The sequence below is a fragment of the Streptomyces sp. A18 genome (genome assembly GCF_059026065.1).
The window spans coordinates 1-22,666 of record NZ_JBWLKL010000038.1 but is presented as its reverse complement, the minus strand read 5'-3'; the positions used below and the strand labels follow the sequence as shown (position 1 = coordinate 22,666).

Annotated in this window: 17 protein-coding genes; 11 read left to right on the top strand and 6 right to left on the bottom strand. The window is 71.0% G+C overall.

All coding sequences use genetic code 11. The features are described 5' to 3' along the window. Nucleotides 1–36 precede the first annotated feature (36 nt). Nucleotides 37–912, top strand: a complete 876-nt coding sequence (locus AC5P1C_RS35765) for a LysR substrate-binding domain-containing protein (protein WP_493870158.1) — start codon at nt 37–39, stop codon at nt 910–912. A gap of 9 nt (nt 913–921) precedes the next feature. Here the strand turns inward: AC5P1C_RS35765 and AC5P1C_RS35760 are convergent, their stop codons facing one another. After that, entirely contained in the window at nt 922–1,944 is a 1,023-nt protein-coding gene (locus tag AC5P1C_RS35760) for an Lrp/AsnC family transcriptional regulator (RefSeq protein WP_493870157.1), read from the bottom strand. Nucleotides 1,945–2,073: 129 nt separating this feature from the next. Between AC5P1C_RS35760 and AC5P1C_RS35755 the strand changes: the two genes are divergently transcribed. From AC5P1C_RS35755 to AC5P1C_RS35730, 6 genes are all read left to right on the top strand, one after another. Then, the gene (locus AC5P1C_RS35755; RefSeq protein WP_493870156.1) at nt 2,074–3,600 is read left to right on the top strand and encodes an MFS transporter; all 1,527 of its coding nucleotides are present in this window, start codon (nt 2,074–2,076) and stop codon (nt 3,598–3,600) included. A 204-nt stretch (nt 3,601–3,804) separates the two neighbouring features. Continuing rightward, entirely contained in the window at nt 3,805–5,628 is a 1,824-nt protein-coding gene (locus AC5P1C_RS35750; protein WP_493870155.1) for an AMP-dependent synthetase/ligase, read from the top strand. 112 nt (nt 5,629–5,740) lie between these two features. Then, complete coding sequence (locus AC5P1C_RS35745; RefSeq protein ID WP_493870154.1) at nt 5,741–7,003, top strand: ABC transporter substrate-binding protein; 1,263 nt, start codon at nt 5,741–5,743, stop codon at nt 7,001–7,003. A gap of 15 nt (nt 7,004–7,018) precedes the next feature. Further along, on the top strand, nt 7,019–9,793 hold the full coding sequence (locus AC5P1C_RS35740) for an ABC transporter permease subunit (RefSeq protein WP_493870153.1): 2,775 nt from the start codon (nt 7,019–7,021) through the stop codon (nt 9,791–9,793). Then, nucleotides 9,790–10,599 carry an ABC transporter ATP-binding protein gene (locus AC5P1C_RS35735; protein WP_493870152.1) on the top strand — a complete coding sequence of 270 codons (810 nt, stop codon included), beginning with the start codon at nt 9,790–9,792 and terminating at the stop codon, nt 10,597–10,599. Before AC5P1C_RS35740 ends, AC5P1C_RS35735 begins: the two co-directional genes overlap by 4 nt. A 781-nt stretch (nt 10,600–11,380) precedes the next feature. Then, a complete protein-coding gene (locus AC5P1C_RS35730) occupies nt 11,381–12,172 on the top strand; it encodes an aldo/keto reductase (protein WP_493870194.1) in 792 nt (263 codons plus the stop codon). 52 nt (nt 12,173–12,224) lie between these two features. On the opposite strand, the gene AC5P1C_RS35725 is transcribed toward AC5P1C_RS35730, so the two are convergent. Further along, nucleotides 12,225–15,920 carry an nSTAND1 domain-containing NTPase gene (locus tag AC5P1C_RS35725; protein ID WP_493870151.1) on the bottom strand — a complete coding sequence of 1,232 codons (3,696 nt, stop codon included), beginning with the start codon at nt 15,918–15,920 and terminating at the stop codon, nt 12,225–12,227. A 270-nt stretch (nt 15,921–16,190) separates the two neighbouring features. Between AC5P1C_RS35725 and AC5P1C_RS35720 the strand changes: the two genes are divergently transcribed. Then, complete coding sequence (locus AC5P1C_RS35720) at nt 16,191–17,618, top strand: glycosyltransferase family 39 protein (protein ID WP_493870150.1); 1,428 nt, start codon at nt 16,191–16,193, stop codon at nt 17,616–17,618. Here the strand turns inward: AC5P1C_RS35720 and AC5P1C_RS35715 are convergent. From AC5P1C_RS35715 to AC5P1C_RS35705, 3 genes are all read right to left on the bottom strand, one after another. Then, the gene (locus tag AC5P1C_RS35715; protein WP_493870149.1) at nt 17,608–18,501 is read right to left on the bottom strand and encodes a methyltransferase; all 894 of its coding nucleotides are present in this window, start codon (nt 18,499–18,501) and stop codon (nt 17,608–17,610) included. The two genes, AC5P1C_RS35720 and AC5P1C_RS35715, sit on opposite strands and share 11 nt — an antisense overlap. A 152-nt stretch (nt 18,502–18,653) precedes the next feature. Next, complete coding sequence (locus tag AC5P1C_RS35710; RefSeq protein WP_493870148.1) at nt 18,654–19,397, bottom strand: class I SAM-dependent methyltransferase; 744 nt, start codon at nt 19,395–19,397, stop codon at nt 18,654–18,656. 6 nt (nt 19,398–19,403) lie between these two features. Further along, entirely contained in the window at nt 19,404–19,709 is a 306-nt protein-coding gene (locus AC5P1C_RS35705) for a 4a-hydroxytetrahydrobiopterin dehydratase (RefSeq protein ID WP_493870147.1), read from the bottom strand. A 210-nt stretch (nt 19,710–19,919) separates the two neighbouring features. On the opposite strand from AC5P1C_RS35705, the gene AC5P1C_RS35700 reads away from it, so the two are divergent. Together AC5P1C_RS35700 and AC5P1C_RS35695 are read left to right on the top strand one after the other, a co-directional pair. Further along, entirely contained in the window at nt 19,920–20,741 is an 822-nt protein-coding gene (locus AC5P1C_RS35700; protein ID WP_493870146.1) for a helix-turn-helix domain-containing protein, read from the top strand. 21 nt (nt 20,742–20,762) lie between these two features. Further along, a complete protein-coding gene (locus AC5P1C_RS35695; protein ID WP_493870145.1) occupies nt 20,763–21,176 on the top strand; it encodes a winged helix-turn-helix transcriptional regulator in 414 nt (137 codons plus the stop codon). Nucleotides 21,177–21,224: 48 nt separating this feature from the next. On the opposite strand, the gene AC5P1C_RS35690 is transcribed toward AC5P1C_RS35695, so the two are convergent. Beyond that, nucleotides 21,225–21,671 (bottom strand): hypothetical protein, encoded by a 447-nt coding sequence (locus tag AC5P1C_RS35690; protein WP_493870144.1) that lies wholly within the window; start codon nt 21,669–21,671, stop codon nt 21,225–21,227. Between the two features lie 261 nt (nt 21,672–21,932). On the opposite strand from AC5P1C_RS35690, the gene AC5P1C_RS35685 reads away from it, so the two are divergent. After that, nucleotides 21,933–22,666: molybdopterin-dependent oxidoreductase (locus AC5P1C_RS35685; RefSeq protein WP_493870143.1), on the top strand; the 734-nt coding region annotated here is incomplete at its 3' end.

Sequence of the window (22,666 nt, the reverse complement as noted above, 5' to 3'; positions counted from 1 at the left end):
CTGACTGTCATCACGTTCCGCGATAACCTCTTGACCATGTACGACCCCGCACAGCTCCGCACGTTCCTCGCGGTGGCCCAGACGTTGAGCTTCACGCAGGCCGCCCGGCGCCTGAGCCTGCGCCAGTCCACGGTGAGCCAGCACGTGCGCCGCCTGGAGGACGCCACCGGACGCCAGCTCTTCGCGCGCGACACACACTCCGTTGAGCTCACCGAGGACGGCGAGGCGATGCTCGGCTTCGCGCGGCGGATCCTGGAGGTGCACGAGCAGGCGACGGCGTTCTTCACCGGGACGCGGCTCGGCGGGCGGCTGCGGTTCGGGGCGTCGGAGGACTTCGTCCTGACCCGGCTCACGGACATCCTGGAGTCGTTCCGGCACGACCACCCGGACGTCGACCTGGAGCTGACCGTCGAGCTGTCCGGAACGCTGCACGAGAAGCTGGACGCGGGCAAGCTCGATCTGGTCCTCGCCAAGCGGCGTCCGGAGGACCCGCGCGGCGAGCTCGTCTGGCACGACGAGCTGGTCTGGATCGGCGCCGAGCGGCTGCGCCTGGACCCCGAGGAGCCAGTGCCGCTCGTCGTGTTCCCGCCGCCGGGCATCAGCCGCGCCCTTGCCCTGGAAGCGCTTGAGCGGCGCGGCCGTGCCTGGCGGATCGCCTGCACGAGCGGCAGCCTGAACGGCCTGGTCGCCGCCGCCCGCGCGGGTCTGGGGGTGATGGCGCACTCCCACGGCCTGATCCCTCCGGGCCTTGTCCGTGTCCCTGAGCGTGCGGGCCTCCCGGAGCTCGGCGCGGTCGACTTCGTGCTCCTGCACGGCGAGCGGCGGGCCTCGGCACAGGGCGCGGCGGACGCGCTCGCGGCGTCGATCCTGGCGGGCGGCGACCGGCTGCACCGGCGGCGGCAGCGAGGGTAGGGCGCGCGCTCAGCGGTGGCGCTCAGCGGGGACAGGCCGGTACGTGAGCTGCTTGACGCGGCGCATGAACGGCGCGGTCTCGACGTGCTGGACGCCGTCGAGCTGCCCCAGTTTCCCGCTCAAGTAGACGTAGAGCGCGGGGATGTCGCGGGCCACGGCCGTTGCCATGATGTTGGAGGGGCCCGCCACGGCGGTGGCGTGAGCGATCTCGGCGTGGGAGGCGAGGGCCCTGCCCACCGAGTCCATGGCCCAGGGCGCGGTGGTGATCCAGAGCATCGCCCCGACATGCAGGCCGATGAGGGCGTCGGCGTACTCGATGTCGATGTAGATCGCGCCGGAGGCGAGGAGAGCGCCGAGGCGGCGCTTGACTGCCGACTCCGAACGTCCGGTGGCCTGCTGGAGCTCCGGGTAGGTCGCGCGGCCGTCCTGTTCGAGCGCGGCGACGAGCGGCTCGTCCTCCGGCTCGATCCGCAGGGGCGCGTCGGCGCGGACGGTGGGCGCGGGCGGCGCTCCGCGCAGGGCCGCGATCTGTTCCCGGCCGAGCGGCCCGTGCTTGATCAGCCAGCCGTCCGGGCCGCCGAAGAAGCGGTGCAGCATCTGCTGGGCGCGGATGTCGACGATGTGCGGGGTGCGGGGGAGCTTGGCGAGCAGCAGCTCGTCCTGGTCGGTGCGGGTGCGGGGCCGGGTGCAGCAGACGACTTCGGTGCCGCCGGACGTGAGGCCGATCCATGAGGTGTCGCGGCGGCGCGCAAGCGCTGTGGCGATGGCGTCGGCGCCGTCGGGGGCGCAGCGCAGCCGCAGCATCCACTGGTCCTGGCCGAGCCTCTCGTGGTCCCGGACGGCGACGATGCGCAGGCTGCCGTCGGCGACCAGCCTGCGGTAGCGGCGGGCGACGGTCTGGTCCGAGACGCCGAGGACAGCGGCGATCTTGCTGAAGGGCGCGCGGCCGTCGATCTCCAGGGCCTGGAGGAGTCGGACGTCGAGCGAGTCCGGAGCTATCGGAGTGGGTGATTCTGCCGCTTCACTGCCCATCGGTGTCGGATTCCTTCGATTCATTGTGACTAGTGACTTGGATCGTCCGGCGCGACTCCATCGTACGAGGCACGCACACGCGTCGTAGAAGTCGTAGAAGACGCACAAGTCGTACGAGGAGAGTTGACAATGCGTACATGGGGGCCGCTCACAGCGGTATGCCTGGGGACGTTCATGCTGCTGCTGGACGTGACCATCGTGGTCGTGGCACTGCCCGACATGGCGAGGGCGCTGAACGCCTCGCTGAGTGATCTGCAATGGGTGATCGACGGCTATGCGCTGGCGCTCGCCGCGCTGCTGCTCGGAGTCGGGGCCGCGGCGGACGTACTCGGCCGGCGGCGGCTCAACGTGGCGGGCACCGCGCTCTTCGCGGTCGCGTCGCTCGGCTGCGGGCTCGCCACGAACGCGGAGGTCCTGGTGGCCGCCCGCGCGCTGCAGGGGCTCGGCGCCGCCGCGATGTTCGCGACGACGCTGCCGCTGCTCGGCGCCGCCTATCAGGGGCGGGACCGGTCGGTGGCGCTCGGCGTCTGGGGTGCGGTCAGCGGGGCCGCGGCGGCGATGGGGCCGATCGTGGGCGGGCTGCTCACCGAGGGGCCCGGCTGGCGGTGGATCTTCTTCGTGAACCTGCCGGTGAGCGTCGTGTCGATGTGGCTGACACTGCGCGTGGTGCCGGAGTCGAAGGGCCGGGCGGGCCGTCGGGTCGACTGGGCGGGCACGGTGACGTTCGCGCTGTTCGCGGGCGCGCTGACGTACGGAGTGGTGCGGGCCGGTTCGGAGGGCTGGACGTCGGCGCCCACCGTGGTGACCCTGACGGTCGCGGTACTCGCGCTCGCCGCCTTCGTGGCCGTCGAACGCCGCGTCGCGCACCCGCTGCTCGACCTGAAGCTCCTGCGCGTGCCCGCCTTCACGGGCGTACTGGTCGGCGCGATCGGCTACAACGCGGCGGCGTTCGGCCTGATGCCCTACCTCTCGATCTGGCTGCAGACCGTGCTCGGCATGAGCCCGGTGACCGGCAGTCTCGTCATGCTGCCGCTGGCCGCCACCTCGTTCGTCGTGGCCGCGATCGGCGGACGGCTGCTGCACGGGGTGCCCGCGCGCCTGACGATCGGCGTGGGTCTGCTCCTGATAGGAGGGGGCGGGGTCGCCATGGCGGTGCTCGACGCCGGGTCCTCCTGGGGCTCACTCGTCCCCGGACTCACCCTCGCGGGCATCGGCACCGGCCTGGTCTCGCCTGCGCTGGGGGGCGCGGCACTCGCGGCCGTGCCGCCGGAGAACTCGGGGATGGCGGGCGGCGCGGTCAACACGTTCCGCCAGCTCGGGTACGCGCTCGGGGTCGCCGTCTTCGGCACGGTGCTGACCTCGCGCATGCAGGACACGCTCGGCCATGACGCGGCTCACACCGTCGCGGGCGGCGGCGCGTCGGTAGTGCGTGGCACGCTTTCCGAGCACGCCGTGCGGACGGCGTTCGCCTCCGGTCTCAACGCGGCGGCGGTCGTCGCGGGCGTGGTGGGTCTGGTGGCGGGGGCGGCGGTCCTCGTCATGGTGCGGTCCGCTCGCACGGCGTCGGGCACCGGTACGGGGCCGGGAACCGAGACACCGGAAGCGAAGATTCCGGCAGCCGCCGGGCACGTCTCCGAGAGGCAGCCACAGCCGTGACCTCTGCGTACAGATTCGGTGGAGATTACGCCACCGAAACTTACTGAACCGTAAGTATTCTGTCCCGCCTCTCCCCTTGTGGCCGGATTTCAGCGGCTGACCAGCGTGGATGGTACGTACCGAGGGGTCGGTCACCCCTCTCCCGCCCGGCTGCGCGGTGGGGTACCGTCACCGGCGCTGTGCGGAGCGCCACAAGGAGCATCATTGCGCGAGTTCACGAACCCTCCGATGGCGTCGGCGCCGCTGGTGGGCGGCCTTGCCGACGTCGTGTTCGACCATGCCCTTGAGGATCCGCTCCACATCGCCCTCGGCCGCAAGACCGACGGCGTGTGGCGCGACGTCACGTCGGCGGAGTTCCGCGACCAGGTGATGTCGCTCGCCAAGGGGCTGCTCGCGCAGGGCGTGCGCTTCGGCGACCGCGTGGCCATCATGTGCCGCACCCGCTACGAGTGGACGCTCTTCGACTACGCGCTCTGGACGGTCGGCGCCCAGGTGGTCCCCGTCTACCCCACGTCATCCGCCGAGCAGGTCTTCTGGATGCTGCACGACGCGCAGGTGTCGGCGGCCATGGTCGAGCACGAGGACCACGCGATGACGATCGGCTCGGTCATCGACCGGCTGCCGCAGCTGCGCAGGCTGTGGCAGCTGGACGCGGACGCCGTGGACGAACTGAACCGTGCGGGCATGGACGTGGACGACGAGGTGGTGAACCGTCACCGCCGCGCCGTCACCCCCGACTCGATCGCCACGATCATCTACACCTCGGGCACCACGGGCCGCCCCAAGGGCTGTCTGATCTCCCACGCAAACTTCATGTTCGAGGCCCGGACGGTCATCGAGCGCTGGGAGCCGGTCTTCCACTCGCGGCGCGGCGACGAGGCGACGACGCTGCTCTTCCTGCCCCTCGCGCACGTCTTCGGGCGGATGGTGCAGGTCGCGGCGGTCTCCGGCCGGGTCAAGCTGGGCCACCAGCCGAGCCTGAACGCGGCGGCGCTCATCCCGGACCTCGCCGCGTTCCGCCCGTCCTTCATCCTGGCCGTGCCGTACATCTTCGAGAAGGTGTTCAACGCGGCGCGGCGCAAGGCCGAGAAGGACGGCAAGTCGGGTCCTTTCGACAAGGCCGTGGAGTGCGCCGTGCGGTACGCGGACGCGATGGAGGCCAAGGCCTTCGGCACGGGCCCCGGGCCTTCGGCGGCCCTGCGCATGCAGCACTCGCTCTTCGAGAAGCTCGTCTACGCCAAGGTGCGCGACGCCATGGGCGGCCGTGTGCGCCACGCGATGTCCGGCGGCTCGGGGATGGACCGGCGCCTCGGGCTGTTCTTCGCGGGCGCGGGCGTCGAGATCTACGAGGGCTACGGCCTGACCGAGTCCACGGCGGCCGCGACCGCCAACCCGCCCGAGCGCACCCGCTACGGCACGGTCGGCCAGGCCATCCCCGGCACCACCGTGTACATCGCGGAGGACGGCGAGGTGTGGCTGAACGGCGGCAACGTCTTCCAGGGCTACCTCAACGACCCCAAGGCCACCGACGCGACCCTGCACGAGGGCTGGCTCGCCACCGGTGACCTGGGCGCGCTCGACGAGGACGGCTACCTCACCATCACCGGGCGCAAGAAGGAGATCCTGGTGACGTCCGGCGGCAAGAGCGTCTCGCCGGGGCAACTGGAGGAGCGGGTGCGCGACCATCCGCTGGTCGCGCAGTGCATCGTCGTGGGCAACGACCGGCCCTACATCGCGGCGCTCGTGACCCTGGACGGCGAGGCCGTGGAGCACTGGCTCAACATGCGCCGCAAGCCGCCGATGTCGCCCACCGACCTGGTGCGCGACCCGGATCTGGAGACCGAGGTACGGCGGGCCGTGGTGGCCGCCAACACGCTCGTCTCCCAGGCGGAGTCGATCCGTACGTTCCGGATACTGGCCCACCAGTTCTCGGAGCAGCACGGGCTGCTCACGCCTTCGCTGAAGCTCAAGCGCAAGGCCATCGAGACGGCCTACTCGGCCGAGGTCGAGGCCCTGTACCGGGCCTGAGGTGACCCGGAACGGTTTCTGACGGTTCATCAATTACCGACGCGTCAGTTATTGACGGTTCATCAGGTCCCGCACAGAATCAGCCCCACTTCGACTTCAGGGGGCTGCACCCGTGTCGCGATCGATCCGCACCATCACTGCCACCGTGGCCGCACTCCTGCTCGCCACTGCCTGCAACTCCGCCTCCAACAGCAGCGATTCGAGCGGCGGCGACCGAGCCGGCGGCTCCGTACGCGGCGTGAGTGCCGACTCCATCAAGGTAGGCGGCATCGTCTCCATGACGACCGCCAGCGGCTACAGCAAGAAGGACACCGACCTCGGCGCCCAGGCCCGCTTCGACCGCGCGAACGCCGAAGGCGGCGTACACGGGCGGAAGATCGACTACCTGGGCGCGGAGGACGACGGCCAGGACCCGGGCAAGAATCTCGCGGCGGCGCGCAAACTCGTCCAGCAGGACAAGGTCTTCGCGATCTCGCCGATGAGCTCGGTCACCTTCTCCGGCTCCGACTTCCTCCAGAAGCAGAAGGTCCCGACGTTCGGCTGGGGCACCATCCCGCCGTTCTGCGGCCCGAGTTACATGTACGGCTTCGGCGGCTGCATGGTGCCGATGCCCGGCGGCACCATCACGCAGAGCTGGCCCGAGGGCCTGAAGAAGGTGACGGACGGCTCGAAGGGCAAGTCCGTGGCCATCCTCGCCAACGACAACGACGCGGGCACCTTCGCCATCCGCACCTACAAGCAGAGCTTCGCTGCGGCCGGTTACGAGGTCACGTACGCCAAGTCGACCGTGCCCGCGACCTCCGTGCCGAGCGACTGGTCGGCGTACACCAAGGAGATCCTGCGCTCCGACGGCGGAAAGGCGCCGGACGTGGTCGTCTCCGTCATGCAGACCCCGTACAACATAGGCCTTTTCACGGCCGTCAAGCGCTCCGGCTTCAAGGGCGTGATCACGGACCCGACCGACTACGATCCCGGCCTGCTTGCCAAGAGCGCGACGAAGAAGGCGCTCGACGGTGTGCACATCCTGCTGTCCTTCCAGCCGTTCGAGCAGAACACCCCGGCGATGAAGCAGTTCAAGGCGGACATCAAGAAGGCGGCGGGCAAGGACGTCCCGCTCAACATGCACATGATGACCGGCTACATGTCGGCCGACCTCTTCCTGTCGATCGCCGAGAAGGCCGGCAAGGACCTGACCGTGGATTCCTTCCAGCAGGCGGCGAACGGCTTCTCGGACAAGGACACGATGGTCGGCGACCGCAGCCTGCCCAAGGGGCAGAAGGAGTCGTTCGGCTGCGGCGCGCTCGTGCAGCTCAAGGGCGGCAAGTACGCGGTGTCGTCGCCCTTCAAGTGCTACGAACCCATCCCCTTCAAGTAGGGGGGTACGACACCCATGTCGGACCTGCTGGGATTCGTGCTGAGCGGTCTCGTCTCCGGCGCCCTCTACGCGCTGCTCGCGACAGGCCTCGTCCTGTCCTACTCCGCATCCGGACTCTTCAACTTCGCGCACGGCGCGACCGCCTATCTCTGCGCGCTCACCTTCTACGAACTCCACTCCGGCTTCGGCTGGCCCGCCGTACCGACGGCCCTCCTTCTCGTCTGTGTCGTGGCGCCCGCGCTCGGCTGGGGCCTCGACCGGATGATGTTCCGCAAGCTGGCGAGAGTGGGCGAGACCGCGCAGATCGTGGCGACGATCGGACTGCTCGTCGCGCTGCCCGCGCTCGGCCTGTGGGTCGTGGAGCTCCTCGATGAAGCGGGGGCCTCCGTCAAACCGGCCGAGAACCAGTTCGGTCTGCCGGGCGTCGGGCCGAGCCCCGCCAAGAACTGGCAGCTGATGGACGGCGTCGGCATCGACTCCGACCAGCTGATCACGTGGGTAGCGACCGCCGTGGTCGCGGTCGGCCTGTGGATCCTGATGCGCCACACGCCGCTGGGCCTTCGGCTGCGGGCGGCGGTGGACAACCGCTCGCTCGTGGAGCTGCGGGGCATGAGCGCGGACCGGCTCTCGTCGGTGGCGTGGATGCTGTCGTCGGGGCTCGCGGGTCTCGCCGGAGTGCTGGCGACTCCCTTGCTGGGCCTGTCCTCGCACGATTTCACCCTGTTCCTGTTCGTGTCGGCGACGGCCGCGGTGCTCGGGCGCTTCATGTCGATTCCGCTGGCGTTCGCGGGCGGGCTCGGGCTCGGTGTCCTGCAGAACCTGGTCGCCGGGTACGCGGATTTCGCGGAGAAGATCACCGGGTTCCGCACGGCGGTCCCCTTCCTGATCCTCTTCGCCGGGCTGCTCCTGCTGACGCGGCGGCAGCGGACGGCGGGCACGGCGGCGGTGGACGCGCCGCCGATCGACTATCTCGCCGGGAAGTCGTGGCTGCGCAGTTGGGGTCCCTGGACGGTGGGAGGCGTACTGCTCGCCCTCTCCTTCTACACGGTCACCACGCCCTTCTGGAGCGGCATCCTCGCGCAGGGCCTGGCGATCTCGCTGGTCTTCATCTCCTTCACCGTGGTGACGGGCCTGGGCGCGATGGTGTCCCTGGCGCAGGCGACGTTCGTGACGGGCGCGGCACTCGTGGCGGGGCTGCTGATGAGCCATGGGTGGCCGTTCATCGCCGCGGCGCTGGTGGGCACGTGCGGGGCTGCGGTGCTCGGCGCGCTCGTCGCGCTGCCGGCACTGCGTCTCGGCGGCCGGTCGCTGGCGCTCGCGACCCTCGCCCTTGCCTTCCTCGCCGATCAAGTCCTCTTCCAGATGGGGTGGTTGAGGAACGGAGACACCGGGTGGGAGATCCCCCGCGCCGTCTTCGGCCCGGTCGACCTGGGCGACGACCGCGCGATGGGCGTGGCGATGGTCGTCCTGGTGGCGGTCGCCGTGGCCGCGTTGAGCGCGCTGCGGGGATCTGCCACGGGCCGCGCGATGCTGGCGGTGCGGTCCGCTCCGGCGGCGGCGATGGCCTCCGGGGTCTCGGTGGTGCGGACGAAGCTGCTGCTGTTCACGTTGTCGGCGGGGCTCGCGGGGTTCGGCGGCGTGATGTACGCGTCGTTCAACACGCGGATCACGGCCACGGACTTCACCGCGATGACGGGCCTCGTGTGGTTGGCGGTCGTGGTGGCCGCGGGTGTGCGACGGCCGCAGTTCGCGGTGGTGGCGGGGCTCGTCTTCGCGATCGTGCCGCATCTGGTCGCCGATTACGTGACGGAGTCCGTGCAGTTGCCGGTGATCCTGTTCGGGTTGGCGGGGTTGGCGCTCGCCAATGATCCTGACGGGTACTGTGCGGCGGTTTCGGTGCGGTTGCATCGGCGGCGGGTGGCGGGGGTTTCAGCCCGTCGTGGGGGTCCCTCCCTGCTCTTCAAGAGCTTGGGGGAGTTTGAGGACGAACTCGGCGGAGCCGGTGATCGACGGCCACCGGTGGCGGCGGAGCCGGTTTCGGGAAGGGGCGGGATGGGGGAGAAGAACCCTCCCTCCCTCGCCCTGCGTGACGTCCACGCCGGATACGACGGCGCCCTCGTCCTCCATGGCGTGGACCTCACCGTCCGTCCCGGCGAGATCCTCGCCCTCCTCGGCCCCAACGGCGCAGGCAAGTCGACGACATGCCGCGTCGCGGCGGGGCTGATCACCCCCGCCAGGGGGCAGATTTACGTCGCCGGCGCGGACTCCACCCGCAGCGGCCCCGTCCACCGTTCCCGGGCGGGAGTCGTCCTCGCCCCCGAAGGCCGCGGCATCTTCCCCTCCCTCACCATCGAGGAGAACCTCGCCCTGCACCTGCCGGACGGGCACGCCCGCGACGCCGTGTACGACCGCTTCCCCGGCCTCGCCTCGCGGCGGAAGGTCACCGCGGGCTCCCTCTCCGGAGGGGAACAGCAGATGCTCGCCCTCGCACCCCTCCTCCAGCGCCCGCCCGAGGTCCTGATCGCGGACGAGCCGTCCCTCGGGCTCGCACCCCGCGTGGTCGACGAGGTCTTCCGTCTCCTCGCCGAACTCCGTGACGCCGGGACGGGGTTGCTCCTGGTGGAGGAGAAGGCGGCCGAGATCCTCGGCATCGCCGACACCGTCGCCTACCTCGCGCAGGGCCGGGTCTCCTGGTGCGGCCCCCGCTCCGAGGTCCGGGCGGACCAGCTGACCGAGGCCTATCTGGGCATCGCCGCGCAGGGCCGCGCCGAAGGAGTGGGCCAACCATGAGTGACCGCGTCCTCGAAAGCGACCGCGTCCTCGAAGCCTCCGGCATCGGGGTCCGCTTCGGCGGCGTCCATGCCCTCACGGGCGTGGACCTGAGCCTGCGTCCCGGCGAGGTCTGCGGCCTCATCGGGCCCAACGGGGCAGGAAAGACCACCCTGTTCGACGTCGTCTCCGGCATCCGCCGCCCCGACCAGGGGCGCGTCCTGCTCGACGGCGTCGACGTGACCCGCCGCTCCCCCGTATGGCGCGCACGCCACGGAATGCGCCGCACCTTCCAGCGCCAGCAGCTCTTCGGGCAGCTCACGGTCGCCGACAACCTGCTCGTCGCGCAGGAGTGGCGGGGCGGCGGTGGCGGGTTCGGCGCCGATCTGCTTGCGGCGCCCACCCGGCGTACGCACGAGAGGGAAAGGCGGGCCCGCTCCTCACGTGTCTTGCGCGAGTGCGGACTTGAGGCACTCGCAGAGGACTACGCGGGCGCCCTGCCCGTAGGCCAGGCCCGCATGGTGGAACTGGCACGGGCGGTGGCGGACCCGCCCAGGGTGCTGCTCCTGGACGAGCCCGCCTCCGGAATGACGGCCGACGAGCGGGGCCAGCTCTCGGCCGTCATCCGGCACCTCGCGGACGAGGAGGACTGCGCCGTGCTCCTGGTCGAGCACAACGTGGCCTTCGTGATGGAGCTCTGCGCCCGCGTGGTGGTCCTCGACCTCGGCAACGTCCTGGCCGAGGGCACGGCGGCCGAGGTACGCGCGGACGCGAAGGTGCGGGACGCGTACCTGGGGACGACCGTGGCCCGGGACCAGCCGACGTAGCCGCCCCGGGGGACCTGTCCGAGGGCCACGCGGAAGATCCCCTCCGAACCGTCTGGCTTGCCCTCCGTGGTTGTCGGCGTTCGTGGTGGAGAGCCGGAGCTGGTTGCCGTCGGCTGCCGCGTCCGGCACGGCCGTGACCGCGCGCGCAGCCGCCCGTACGCGCGGACGTAGAACGCCCTCGGCGTCCCGACGTCCTCGTTGTCCGCGTTGCTCGGTATGCGCCAGAGCCGCTCGCCCTTCAGCGCCGCCATGTGGACCGCACCGTCGACGATCGGCCGGACGGAGGCGAAGGGGTGGGTGGATTACGGGAGTTGGGAGCACCGTTTGTGGTGTCCGGCCCCGCCGGGGTGGCTGTCCGGGACCGATCGCGAGTGTCGGCGAGGGACGCGGCGGTGCTGGCCGAGGTCGGTGTGTTCCCGGGTTCGCCGGCGCGGCGCGGGCAGGCCGCCCATCTGGTGGCACCCGGCTGAGCATGGGCTCTGGCAAGAGGACCCGCTCCCGCTCAGTCAGTAGGAACGGCTCAGGATTCACGGTTCGCATCCATCATGTTCACTTCGTTCGTTCACATGAGTGTTCCGCGTTCAGTGGCGTGCAATAGGGTCGTGGCATGACGGAACGCGGTCAATGGTGCGGGCCAAAAACCGCCCGGACTTCACCCGGGAGTGTTCAAGGAATGCAGTACCGCAGCTGATCGTTGACCATGGGAGTACCACCCGACGAATTAAAGGATCGAGAGCTCGTGAGCAAGGTCCCCCCGATCATCCTGAACAATGGCGTCGAGATGCCGCAGCTCGGCTTCGGTGTCTGGCAGGTGCCGGACGCCGAGGCGGAGACCGCCGTCGCCACGGCGCTGGAGGCCGGATACCGCAGCATCGACACCGCTGCCGTCTACGGCAACGAAGAGGGCACCGGCAAGGCCATCGCCGCATCCGGCGTCGCCCGCGAGGATCTCTTCGTCACGACGAAGCTCTGGAACGCCGACCAGGGATACGACTCGACGCTCCGCGCATTCGACACGTCCCTGGAGAAGCTCGGTCTCGACCATGTGGACCTGTATCTGATCCACTGGCCGCTGCCCGCCAGGGGTCTCGCCCTGGACACGTACAAGGCCTTCGAGAAGATCCACGCCGACGGCCGCGCGAAGTCCATCGGCGTCTCGAACTTCCTGCCCGAGCACCTGGAGCAGCTGCTCGCCGAGACGTCGGTCATCCCCGCCGTCAACCAGATCGAACTCCACCCGCACCTCCAGCAGCGCGCCTCCCGCGCATTCCACGCGGAGCAGGGCATCACCACGGAAGCCTGGTCCCCGCTCGGCCAGGGCAAGGGTCTCCTGGAGGTCCCGGCGATCGTGGCGATCGCCCAGAAACACGGCCGCACACCGGCCCAGGTGGTCCTGCGCTGGCACATCCAGCTGGGCAACGTGGTGATCCCCAAGTCCGTGACTCCGTCCCGGATCAAGGAGAACATCGACGTCTTCGGCTTCGAGCTGGACCCCGAGGACATGGCGGCGATCAGTGCGCTGAACGAGGACCGGCGGCTGGGGGCGGATCCGGCGACGTTCGACGTGGTCTGAGGTCAGCTTGGGCGTCCCCGTCCGGTCCGCCGGGTGGGGGCGCCTCTCTGACTCAACAGGTCCTTCGGTACTCGGTAGTCGGCAGATACGTACGCCACTGAGCCCTGCTGAGCCCGCCTCGGGCCCGATCGCACACCACGTCCGCCATGCGCCCCGCGGCGATCGGCATCGAACGACTGGGTATGTTCGTGGTCGCCACACGGAGTTCTTCCCCCGCGAAGCCGAGCGCCAGGACGGGTCCGTCGGTGCCGGGGTACTCGGCGCCCGCGAGGCGGGGGGCATCCGTCTCCCAGACGCGTACGGCGCCGTCCGCCCCGCCCGCCGCGAGGTAACGGCCGTCCTCGGAGAAGGAAAGGGACGACCCGAAACCCTGGCTCTCCTCGGCCCGGTCGTACGACCCCGGGGAGAGCACACCTAGAGCGCGGGTGCCATGGGCGTCCCACAAGGTGAGTCTCCCCTCGTCATCGGCCACGGCGAGATAGCGGCCGTCGGGGCTGTACACGGAGGTCTCCAACAGATTCTCGCCGCGCAATGCCCGCGCGGACCGACCCGTCGCGAGGTCCGTCAGCACACCGTCCCAGGTGAGGACGGAGCGTCCGTCGGGTGACAGCGTTCCCGAGAGACCGGCCGTCGCCCGGCGCAGCACCCTGCTCGACGCCTTCTTCGTGACCTTCCAGACCTCGATCTCCCAGTCGTCGTTGTCCCGCGCGCCCAACGGCGCACCCCCAGTGACCACTTCCGCGCCGTCCGGCGGGACCACGAGGCTCTCTACCCACGACGGCACCGTCGTGCGGGTCGACTCCTCGCCCTGCACGACATCCCACTGCCGAACGGTCGTGCCACGCTTCCCGATGACCCCGTACGCGAACGTCCGGCCGTCCGGTGAGAACGCCCACGGCGGCGCCTCGCAGTCCGCGCACGCCGGACCGGGCAGCGACGCCGAGACGGCACCACTCTGCGCGTCACGCAGCTTGAACTCCGCCTTGCCGGCACGGCGTTCGACGGTCGCGAGCGTGCGGCCGTCCGAGCTGAAGCGCGCAGCCGTCAGCGGCTGCTCCAGCCGGTGCGCCGACAGGGCCGTACGGATGTCGAGGCTTCGTACGACTTCGGCGTTGGCTTGGTAGCGGATCACTCCGTCCGCTGCGTCCAACCTCACGTCGGTGACTCCACGATCCTGCACTGGGTATCGCAGCAGAGGCCTGCCGGGGGCCTGAGTCCGCCGCAGCGTGATCGTCCCCTCGGCGAGGACGGCGACGTTGGCACCGTCCTCGCCGAAGTCCAGGCTCGCCTCCGTGTCACCTGGCAGCTTGATCTTCGGCCGCTCCCGTCCGGTCCGCAGCTCCCATGTACGGATGCCGCCCGGGATGGAGAAGGCGAGCGCCCGACTGTCCGGGGTGAAGGTCACCTCCGGGGCGCCGCAGACCTGCTCGTCCACCTCCCGCGGCCAAGTCCTCCGGAGTTCTCGCCCCCTCGCGATGTCCCGGACGGAGAGACTGCTGCCCGTCTCCGAGCAAGTCGCGAGCAGCCGGTCGTCAGGGCTGAGCACGGGGGCCGGGCTCTCCGTGGTCCGGCCGCGGATCTCATCGAGCAACTTGTGCCTCCGAACGTCCCACACCTGGACCGTGGCGCCCTCACGGGCTCCCTTGCGGATGACGAAGGTCCGCCCGCTCGACCCGAACCAGCCGTCCGTGTCCTGCCACTCCCCTGTACCGAAGCGCGGACCCACCGCTCGGTTTCTGCTCAGGTCCCACACCAGTACGCCACGCTTGCCGTGCTGCGCGATCAGGCGTCCGTCGGCGCTGACATCCATGTTGCTCTGGTGGATCCCCTGCCGTTCGTACGTGCCGATGCGGCGTTGGCCGCGCACGTCCCACCGGACCACGCGGTCACGGTCGATCGCCGTCAGCGTGCGGCCGTTCGCGCTCAAGTAGCGTGGTGCGTTCGGTGCGCTGCCGTCGTCCAGGCCGGAGAACGAGTCCTGCTCCTGCCACGCGCCTGCGGCACGCACCGCTTCCCTCGTCTCAGGTAGATCCGCCACCCGCCAGGCTGCCAGACTCAGCCGCATCGCGGTCACCGGATCCGAGAGCCTCAGCGTCCGCGCGACGCCGACGATCCGCCGCGCCTCCGACTCCGCCCGCTGCCGCTCCCCGTTCCGGTTCTGCTGCCAGGCGGCGACACTCGCCATCACGGCGAGGCAGAGCAGCACGGCCAGGCCGGACAACAGCGTGCGTGTACGCCGTGCGGCGCGGGCTCCGGCCCGCACTCCCTCTTCGTACGCGTCGACGCCCGCCTCCAGGAACTCAGCCTCGAGCGCCGTCATCTCACCCCCGGCAGGGACTTCACCGAACGTCTCCCGAGCCGCCTCGAGCCGGGTCCCCCGGTACAACGCCCCGGGATCCCGCCCCAACTCCTCCCACATCACGGCAGCCTCCGTCAGCGCCCGGTGCAGCCGCAGCCGGTCCCGGTCCGCGTCCACCCAACCCCGCAGCCTGGGCCAGGCGCTGATCAGGGCCTCATGGGCGAGGTCGACGGTAGTGCCGTCGACGATGAGCAGCCGCGCGGTGACGAGGCGTTCCAGTACGTCGTCGCAGCCGGGCGGGAGTTCGGCTCGGTCGACGGGGCGGCGGGTGTCCTGCGTGCCGTCGCCCGGCGCCACCATCCGCAGGAGCAGCCGACGCGCTGTCGCGGCTTCCGCCTCCGTCAGACGCCCGAAGACGTCCTCCGCGGTGTGCGCGATGGCGCCCCGTACACCGCCGATCGCCTCGTACGCCGCCTCCGTCAGTGTCTTGCCGCTGCGCCTGCGCCACACTTCGCGCAACGCGTGCGCCATGAGCGGAAGCCCGCCCGGCTCGCCCGCCACGTCGGCCACGATCCGGGCGGTCAACGACCGCTCCACGATGAGCCGTTCGGATGCCGCCGGTCTGACGATGGCCTCGCGCAGGCGGCTCGGCTGCATGGGTCCGACGAGGAGGTTGGCATCGCCCAGCGCTTCGGCGAGCGGGCCGTGTTCGGCACAGCGGCCGTAGAAGTCGGCGCGCACGGCGACTATCACGCGCAGGCGGCTCTCGTAGGCGCGGGCCGCCAGCAACCGGTGCAGGAATTCCGCCCGTTCGGCCGGGTCGTGGCAGAGCGAGAAGACCTCTTCGAACTGATCGATCACAAGAAGCGTATCGCCCTCGCCGTCGGCCGGCTCCAACAGGCCGCGGTGGGTGCGGGCCGGGCGGTCGCCCGGAGTGAGGATGCGGATCGCGGCGGGACGCCACGCGGCGGAGGAGTCCCGTAGCGCCGGGATGAGCCCGGCTCGCAGCAGTGAGGACTTGCCGCTACCTGATGCGCCGATCACTGCCGCGACGCGGCGTCGTGAAGCGAGCCGCACCAGTTCGTCCACGAGGTCGTCGCGGCCGTGGAAGCGGGCCTGATCGTCGGTGTCGAATCTGGTAAGCCCCGGATAGGGCGATTCGCCGCCCTCCGTGTCCCGTCGGGCGTCCTCGGCGACCGTCTTGTACCAGCGCCGCTGCCACTCCGCCGGGTCCCCCTCGCACACGGCCACATAGGCGAGCAGCACGGGCAGCGTCGGCAAGCGTTCTCCTGCGGCAGCCGCGGAGAGCGTGGGCGCAGAGTACGGCACGCGCTGCGACATCGCCCGGTACGTGGGACTGCCCGCCTCGGCGCGGAGCTTGCGGAGTTCGTGCGCGAAGCGATGGACGGGGCCCGCCGTCGGCTCCAGCGGCTTCTCGCGACGCCCCATCGCAACCCGCCCCTCCCAGCCCCCTCTGGTCAAGATCTGGGGCCACGCTAGCAATTGATCGGCACGGCGGAACAGGGCTGCCTATCAATCCACGCGCCGCTGAACTCGGCTTCCTGGGCCCGTTCTTGGGCCCGGGGCTTAGAAAGCCGACCGCACACGCACGGGGAGCCCGCCATCGCCGCCGCCACGCAGACCACTCGTCCGCCCCCGTCACGGGCAACCGCGCCGCGAGCGGAACGCGCACTTCAACTCCTGGGATGGAGAGCGTGGTTGCCTGCGCTCCTGCCAGGTGTGCTGCTCGCCATCACCCTCGGACTCTGGGGCATACGCCGCGGCGGCCACATGTGGCGGGACGAAGCGGTCACCTATGATGTCGCGCACCGCGGCCTGTCCGACCTCTGGCAGACATTGGGGCACGCGGACGCCGTCCACGGGCTCTACTACCTGCTGACGTACGGCCTCTTCCGGATCTGTGAACTCTTCGGCGGCGCCGATCCGATGCTCGTCATGCGGATCCCGTCCGTCCTCGCGATGAGCGTGGCCGCCGCCGGTGTGGCGGTGGTCGGGCGACACCTCGCCGGTCCGCGTACGGGGCTGTTCTCCGGGGTCGTGTTCGCGGTGGTGCCGTCGATCCAGCGGTTCGCGCAGGAAGGCCGCTCGTACGCGCTGGTGTGCGCGTTGGTCGTCTGGGCCACGTACGCGCTGGTGCGCGCGGTCTCGGCCGACGGGCGTCGGGCGCACCGCCTGTGGTGCTGGTACGGCGCGCTCTTGCTTGTGGCCTGCCTGCTGCACGAGTTCGCGGTGTTCGCGCTGCCCGCGCACGCACTGACGGTGCCGCGAACCGCGCGCCGGCCGTGGGCCCTGGCCGCGGCGGTCGTGGTCACGGGGCTTGCGCCGCTCGCTGTGCTGAGCCAGAGCCAGAAGGATCAGGTGGGGTGGCTGCATGTCGACCTGAACCTGTACGCGGGGGCCGTCGGCCTGTGTGTGGCCGGGGCCGTCTGCGCCGCGCTCCTGGGGAGGCGGGCGGGGGATGCGAGACAGCCGATCGGGCTACGCCGACTCGCTCTGTCCCTGCTCGCCGCCCCCACCCTCACGCTGCTGCTCATCGCCCCGGTCAAGCCCCTCTACACGGACCGCTACGTCCTGTACGGCCTCGCCGGGCTCGCGCTACTCATCGGTGCGCTCCTCGACCGGGTCACGCGCGGCGGGCGCGGGCGCGCCGCCCTCGCCGTGGCGGCCACCGCTGCCGCTCTGCTCGCACTGGCGCCCGTCAGCATGCATCTGCGTACCCCTGAGAGCCGCCTCGACGACACCACAGCGGTCACGCAAGCCATTCAGGACGCCGGGAGGGAGGGCGACGCCGTGCTGTACATGCCCCTGCGGCGCCGGGTATGGACCCTGCCACACCCGCGGGCCGTCGCCGGGCTCGACGACCTCGCCCTCGATCGGCGTCCGGCCGCGTCACACACCTTGTACGGCACCGAGGCCCCCGCCGATGTCATCCGGGCCCGGATGCTCAAGCAACACCGGATCGTCTTCGTCACCGATCCCTCGCGCGATCCCGGCGACGCGATCGAGCGGGAGACCGTGAAGCGCGACGTCCTGGAGAACCGCTTCGAGCAGTGCGGTACCAAGAGCGCCCGGGGCTGGCGCGTCACCGTGTACGCCCGCCCCGGCCACTGCGGCGCTAACCCTTGACCCCCACATGCACCGTCTGCACCGACAACAGGAACACATCGGTCCTGTGGTGCAAGCTCTGCTCGTCGCCCTGGTCCAGGAGGCGGTCGACCGTGGTCAGGTCGTCGGCGTCGAGGGTGTCCGCGTGCATCTCCCGGCGGCGGGAGAGCTCGGTGACGAGGTGGGCGCGGGCTTCTGCGGAGACGGGGGACGGGAGGTCCAGGAGGAACGAGCGGGTGCCCCCGTGGCGCAGGCCCGCTTCGGTGAGGAGCGTGGGCCAGTCCTCCGTGACCGTCTTCGCGCCCGGCAGGTCCGCGCGCATCTGCGTGAACCACTTCTCGTCCGTCAGGTCGAAGCGGGTCTGGAGGCCCGGCCGGCCGAAGCCGATGTCGCGGGGCAGGCTGCGGGAGTTCAGGCCGCCCTCCAGGAGCGCGATCGCGCCGCCCGGTGCCAGGCGGTCGGCGAGGGCGGCAAGGGCCGCCTCCTGGTCGCCCACGTGGTGCAGCGCCCGGCCGATCCAGAGCAGGTCGGCGTGCGGCAACTCGCCGATTCCCTCCGGGAGTTCCGCGTGCAGGGTGGTCACTCGGTCCGTCAGGCCCTCTCGGGCTGCCCGCTCCCTGGCTCGCTCCAGGAGTGGCTCCGCCGGGTCCACCGTGATCACGTCCGCCTTGGGGAAGATCTCCGCCAGGAGGAAGGAGATGCTGCCCGAACCGCCGCCCACGTCCGCGATCAGCTTCGGCTCCGGCTGCCAGGTGCGCAGCCACGCCGCGATCTCGCGGTTCTGCGGGGCGGCGAGCTGTGCGTGCCGCTCCAGCATCGGGCCCATGGTGGCCCAGTCGATGTCCTCGTGGTGGTGCCCATGGCCGTGGCCGTGGTTGTGGCCGTGCTCGTGGTCGTGAGCCATCGTCTCTGCCGCCGCCTTCGGTCTGTTGGAGGTCAGGCCCTCACGCGGGCCCTGGGAGCGGTTTCCACCCTGCTCGACGGCCTCCGCCGTGGCTAGTCGGCTTGCCGTTCCGGCAAACCGCGGCACATCAACCGCGCGTCGGTCGCGAACCCTCACCCGGCGGGCCGCCTCCGGAACGACCTGAGCGTGAACCGCGGGTCCGGGCGCGGTACTTCCTGGTCCGGGAGTGCCGCCAGGCCTTCCGCGAGCCGTGCCGCCAGGGGGCCGTCCGGCGGGATCCGGGTGAACCAGCCCCGGTGGAGGTCGTCGACCGTGGAGCGTGGGGTGCGGCCCTGGCCGTGGCCGCGGAACCAGGTGTGGCCGGCCGATGCCAGGCCCTGCGCCGCCGCGTACGCCTCGACCGCCTGGGCGCGGTCTACCGCGGGGCGCACCGGGCGCGGGGCCAGTACGGCGTCGATGTCGCTGCCCACGTCGTGCGCGGCGGCCTTGTCGACGGTCGTGACGAACACGCCGCCGGGGCGCAGCACCCGCACGCACTCGGCGACGACCGCCGCCGCTTCCTCGGCGCCGGACAGCAGGTGCAGCAGCCACACCGCGCACACCGCGTCGAACGAGGCCGAGGGGAAGGGGAGTTGGCGGCTGTCGCCCAGGACTATGGCGCCCGGCAGCCGTCCCGACGCCATGCGCGCCATGTTGTGCGCCGCGTCGACCCCGGTCACCCGCAGGCCCGAGCCCGCGAGGCGCCGGGTGACCAGGCCCGTGCCGCAGGCCACGTCCAGGAGGTCACCCGCGTCCGGCGGCAGCAGGCCGACGACCGCTGCGGCAGCGGCGGCGGCGCGGGGCTCGCCGCCACGCGACGCGTCATAGCGGTCGGCTTCCTTGCCGTAGTCCAGCATCGGCCCTCAGACCGCCCCGTGCCCGACCGCGATCTCCTCGACCCTGCCCGCCAGTTCGAAGTCGAGGGCGGTGAGAGCGCCGCCCGCGCTGTGCGTGTTCACGGACAGCGAGACGGTGTTGTAGCCGAGGGTCAGATCGGAGTGGTGGCCGAGTTCTTCCTGGATCTGCGCGATGTGGACGACCATCGCGGCCGCCGCGAAGTGCGAGCCGAGCCGGAACGAGCGGGTGATCCGGTCGCCGTCGAGCGACCAGCCCGGCAGCTCCGCGAGCCGCTCCTCGACGTCCTTCTGTGACAGCGGTTCGACTGACATGACCGCGCTCCTTTCCGTGCGTACGGCGTACGTATCGACGCACGCGGTAGGGCGTACGTATCGACGCACGCGCATATTGCTCAGCTGTACGTACACGTATATCCCTCAGCCTGACACATCGCCTCCCGCGAGGCTCTGATCAGGCCACCCGGCCGCGGAACCCCTCCGCCGCCCCGGCGGATCGCGCACGCCTTCGATTACTGTCTGGGTATGACAAGTGCCGCGTCCACCAAGGAAAACACCGGCATCGGCCCGCTCCTGCGCGGCTGGCGCGAACGGCGCAAGGTGAGCCAGCTGGAGCTGGCCCTGCGCGCCGACTCCTCGGCACGGCACATCAGCTTCATCGAGACCGGCAGGTCACGCCCGAGCGAGGAGATCGTCCTTCGCCTCGCCGAGCACCTCGACGTACCCGTGCGCGACCGCAACTCGCTGCTCCTGGCGGCCGGTTACGCGCCCCGATTCCGCGAGACCCCGCTGGACGACCCCTCGATGGGCGCCCTGCGCGAGGGCCTGGAACAGCTCCTGCGCGGCTACGAGCCCTACCCCGCCCTGGTCGTCGACGCGTCGTACGACGTGATCGCCGCGAACCGCGGCATCGCGATGTTCCTCGACGGCGTCCCCGAGCGCCTCCTGCAGCCGCCGCTGAACGCCATGCGGCTCACGCTCCACCCGGAGGGCCTCGCCCCGAAGATCCGCAACCTGCGCCAGTGGCGGGGGCATCTGCTGCACCAGATGGAGCGGCAGATCGCTCTGCAGCGGTCGGACGCGCTGCGCGCGGTGTACGAGGAGGTGGCGGCGTATCCGGTGGCGGACCCTGGAGTCGACGTCTTCGAGGGCGAGGGCCCGCAGAGCGGCGTGCCCTACTTCGCGCTGCCCCTGCGCCTCGAGCACGACGGGCACCTGCTCTCCTTCATCTCGTCGATCTCGACCTTCAACACCCCCATGGACGTGACGGTCGCCGAGCTGGCCATCGAGACGCTGCTCCCGGCCGACCCGGCGACGGTCAAGTACCTCCAGTCGTCGGCGTCCTAGCAGCCGACCAAAGGGAGCCTGATGAGGAACACCGAGCGGACCGGCGGCGGCCCTGCCGACGACGCGGACCTGACCCGCGCCGACTCGCTGGCCCGCGAGATCTTCTCCGGCGTGGCCAACAAGTGGGCGCTGCTGATCATCAACGCCCTGGCCGACCGGACGCTGCGCTTCACCGAGCTGCGGACCGCGGTGGACGGCATCAGCCACAAGATGCTCACCCAGACCCTGCGCGGCCTGGAGCGCGACGGCGTCGTGCACCGGACGGTGTACGCCACCGTGCCACCGCGCGTCGAGTACCGCCTGACCGAGGCGGGCGAAGGGCTGCTCGCCACGGTCGACGGCATGTGCGCCTGGACGCACCGGTACCTGTCCGAGATCGAGGCCGCCCGCAGCCGCTTCGACGCGCGCGGCGCCGAGGCACCCCCGCGGGCCTAGGGGCCGAAGCGCCCCCGCGGGCCTAGGGGCCGAAGCGCCCCCGCGGGCCTAGGGCCGAAGAGCCCGCAGCGCCGCGTACTGCACGGCCGCGAAGCCACCGACGACCACGGCCTGGAGCGGGATCCACACCGCGCCCGCCGTGCTGGGCGAGAGCCAGGTGAACTGGGCGACGACGCTGAGCACCACCCAGGCCGTGTTCACCTCGATCACCCCGCGGACGGGCAGTTGGGGCGGGCTCTTGCGTGACGCGAGGTAGCCGACGCCCACGCCATACAGCGCGAGGGAGACGCCGAGGACGAGCAGGAGCCCCGCGTCGACACCGAGGAGGCGACCGAGCGGGCCGGACGCGGCGGCGTACGCGATTCCGTTCGCGGTGGTCACGACCGCGTCGAGGGCGAGGAAGCGGCGCAGCATCGTCTTCGGGTCGTTCGTGCGGGCCAGCGCGGTGAGCGCCGTGTGCGGGTGCGGGTGCGGGTGCGCAGAGTACGTGGACATGCGGGACCAGCCTCCAAGCGGCGGAAGAGAGAGGAAGAGAGAAGAGGTCGGAAGAGAGAAGAGCGGGCGGAACCGGTCCGGAGTGCGCCGGACCGGATCCGGTGACACCACCCTGCCGGGCCCCCGCGCGCCGGTCGATTACCTCTGGGGTAAGGACTCCGCCCCCCACGTGCCGCCGCAACCCGTACGGCGGTCGCCGCCGTGTGCCCCCGCCGCCCCGCACCTAGGTTCGTTGAAAGGCAGACTTAGGGAGCTCACACGGTGACAGAGACGACCGAGCCCGGCGCCGCCCTGCTGAAGGCGGGCAAGTACTTCCGGCGCGGCACCGCCGCCCCCGACCTGCACAGCATCGGACTCGTCGGCGGCAGGGACGCGGACACCTTCTACCGGGACCGGTGGAGCCACGACAAGGTCGTGAACTCGACGCACGGCGTGAACTGCACGGGCTCCTGCCGCTGGAAGGTGTACGTCAAGGACGGCATCATCACCTGGGAGACCCAGCAGACCGACTATCCGTCCGTGGGCCCCGACCGCCCCGAGTACGAGCCGCGCGGCTGCCCCCGCGGCGCCGCGTTCTCCTGGTACACGTACTCGCCGACCCGCGTGCGCTACCCCTACCTGCGCGGCGTGCTCCTGGAGATGTACCGCGAGGCGAAGTCACGGCTGCGCGACCCGGTCCTCGCCTGGGCGGACATCCAGGGCGACCCGGAGCGGCGCAGGAGGTACCAACAGGCGCGCGGCAAGGGCGGGTTGGTGCGGGCGAGCTGGGACGAGGCCGTCGAGATCATCGCGGCGGCGCACGTCCACACGATCAAGACGCACGGCCCCGACCGGGTCGCCGGCTTCTCCCCCATCCCCGCGATGTCGATGGTGTCGCACGCGGCGGGCGCCCGCTTCATGTCGCTGATCGGCGCGCCCATGCTGTCCTTCTACGACTGGTACGCGGACCTGCCGGTCGCATCCCCGCAGGTCTTCGGCGACCAGACGGACGTGCC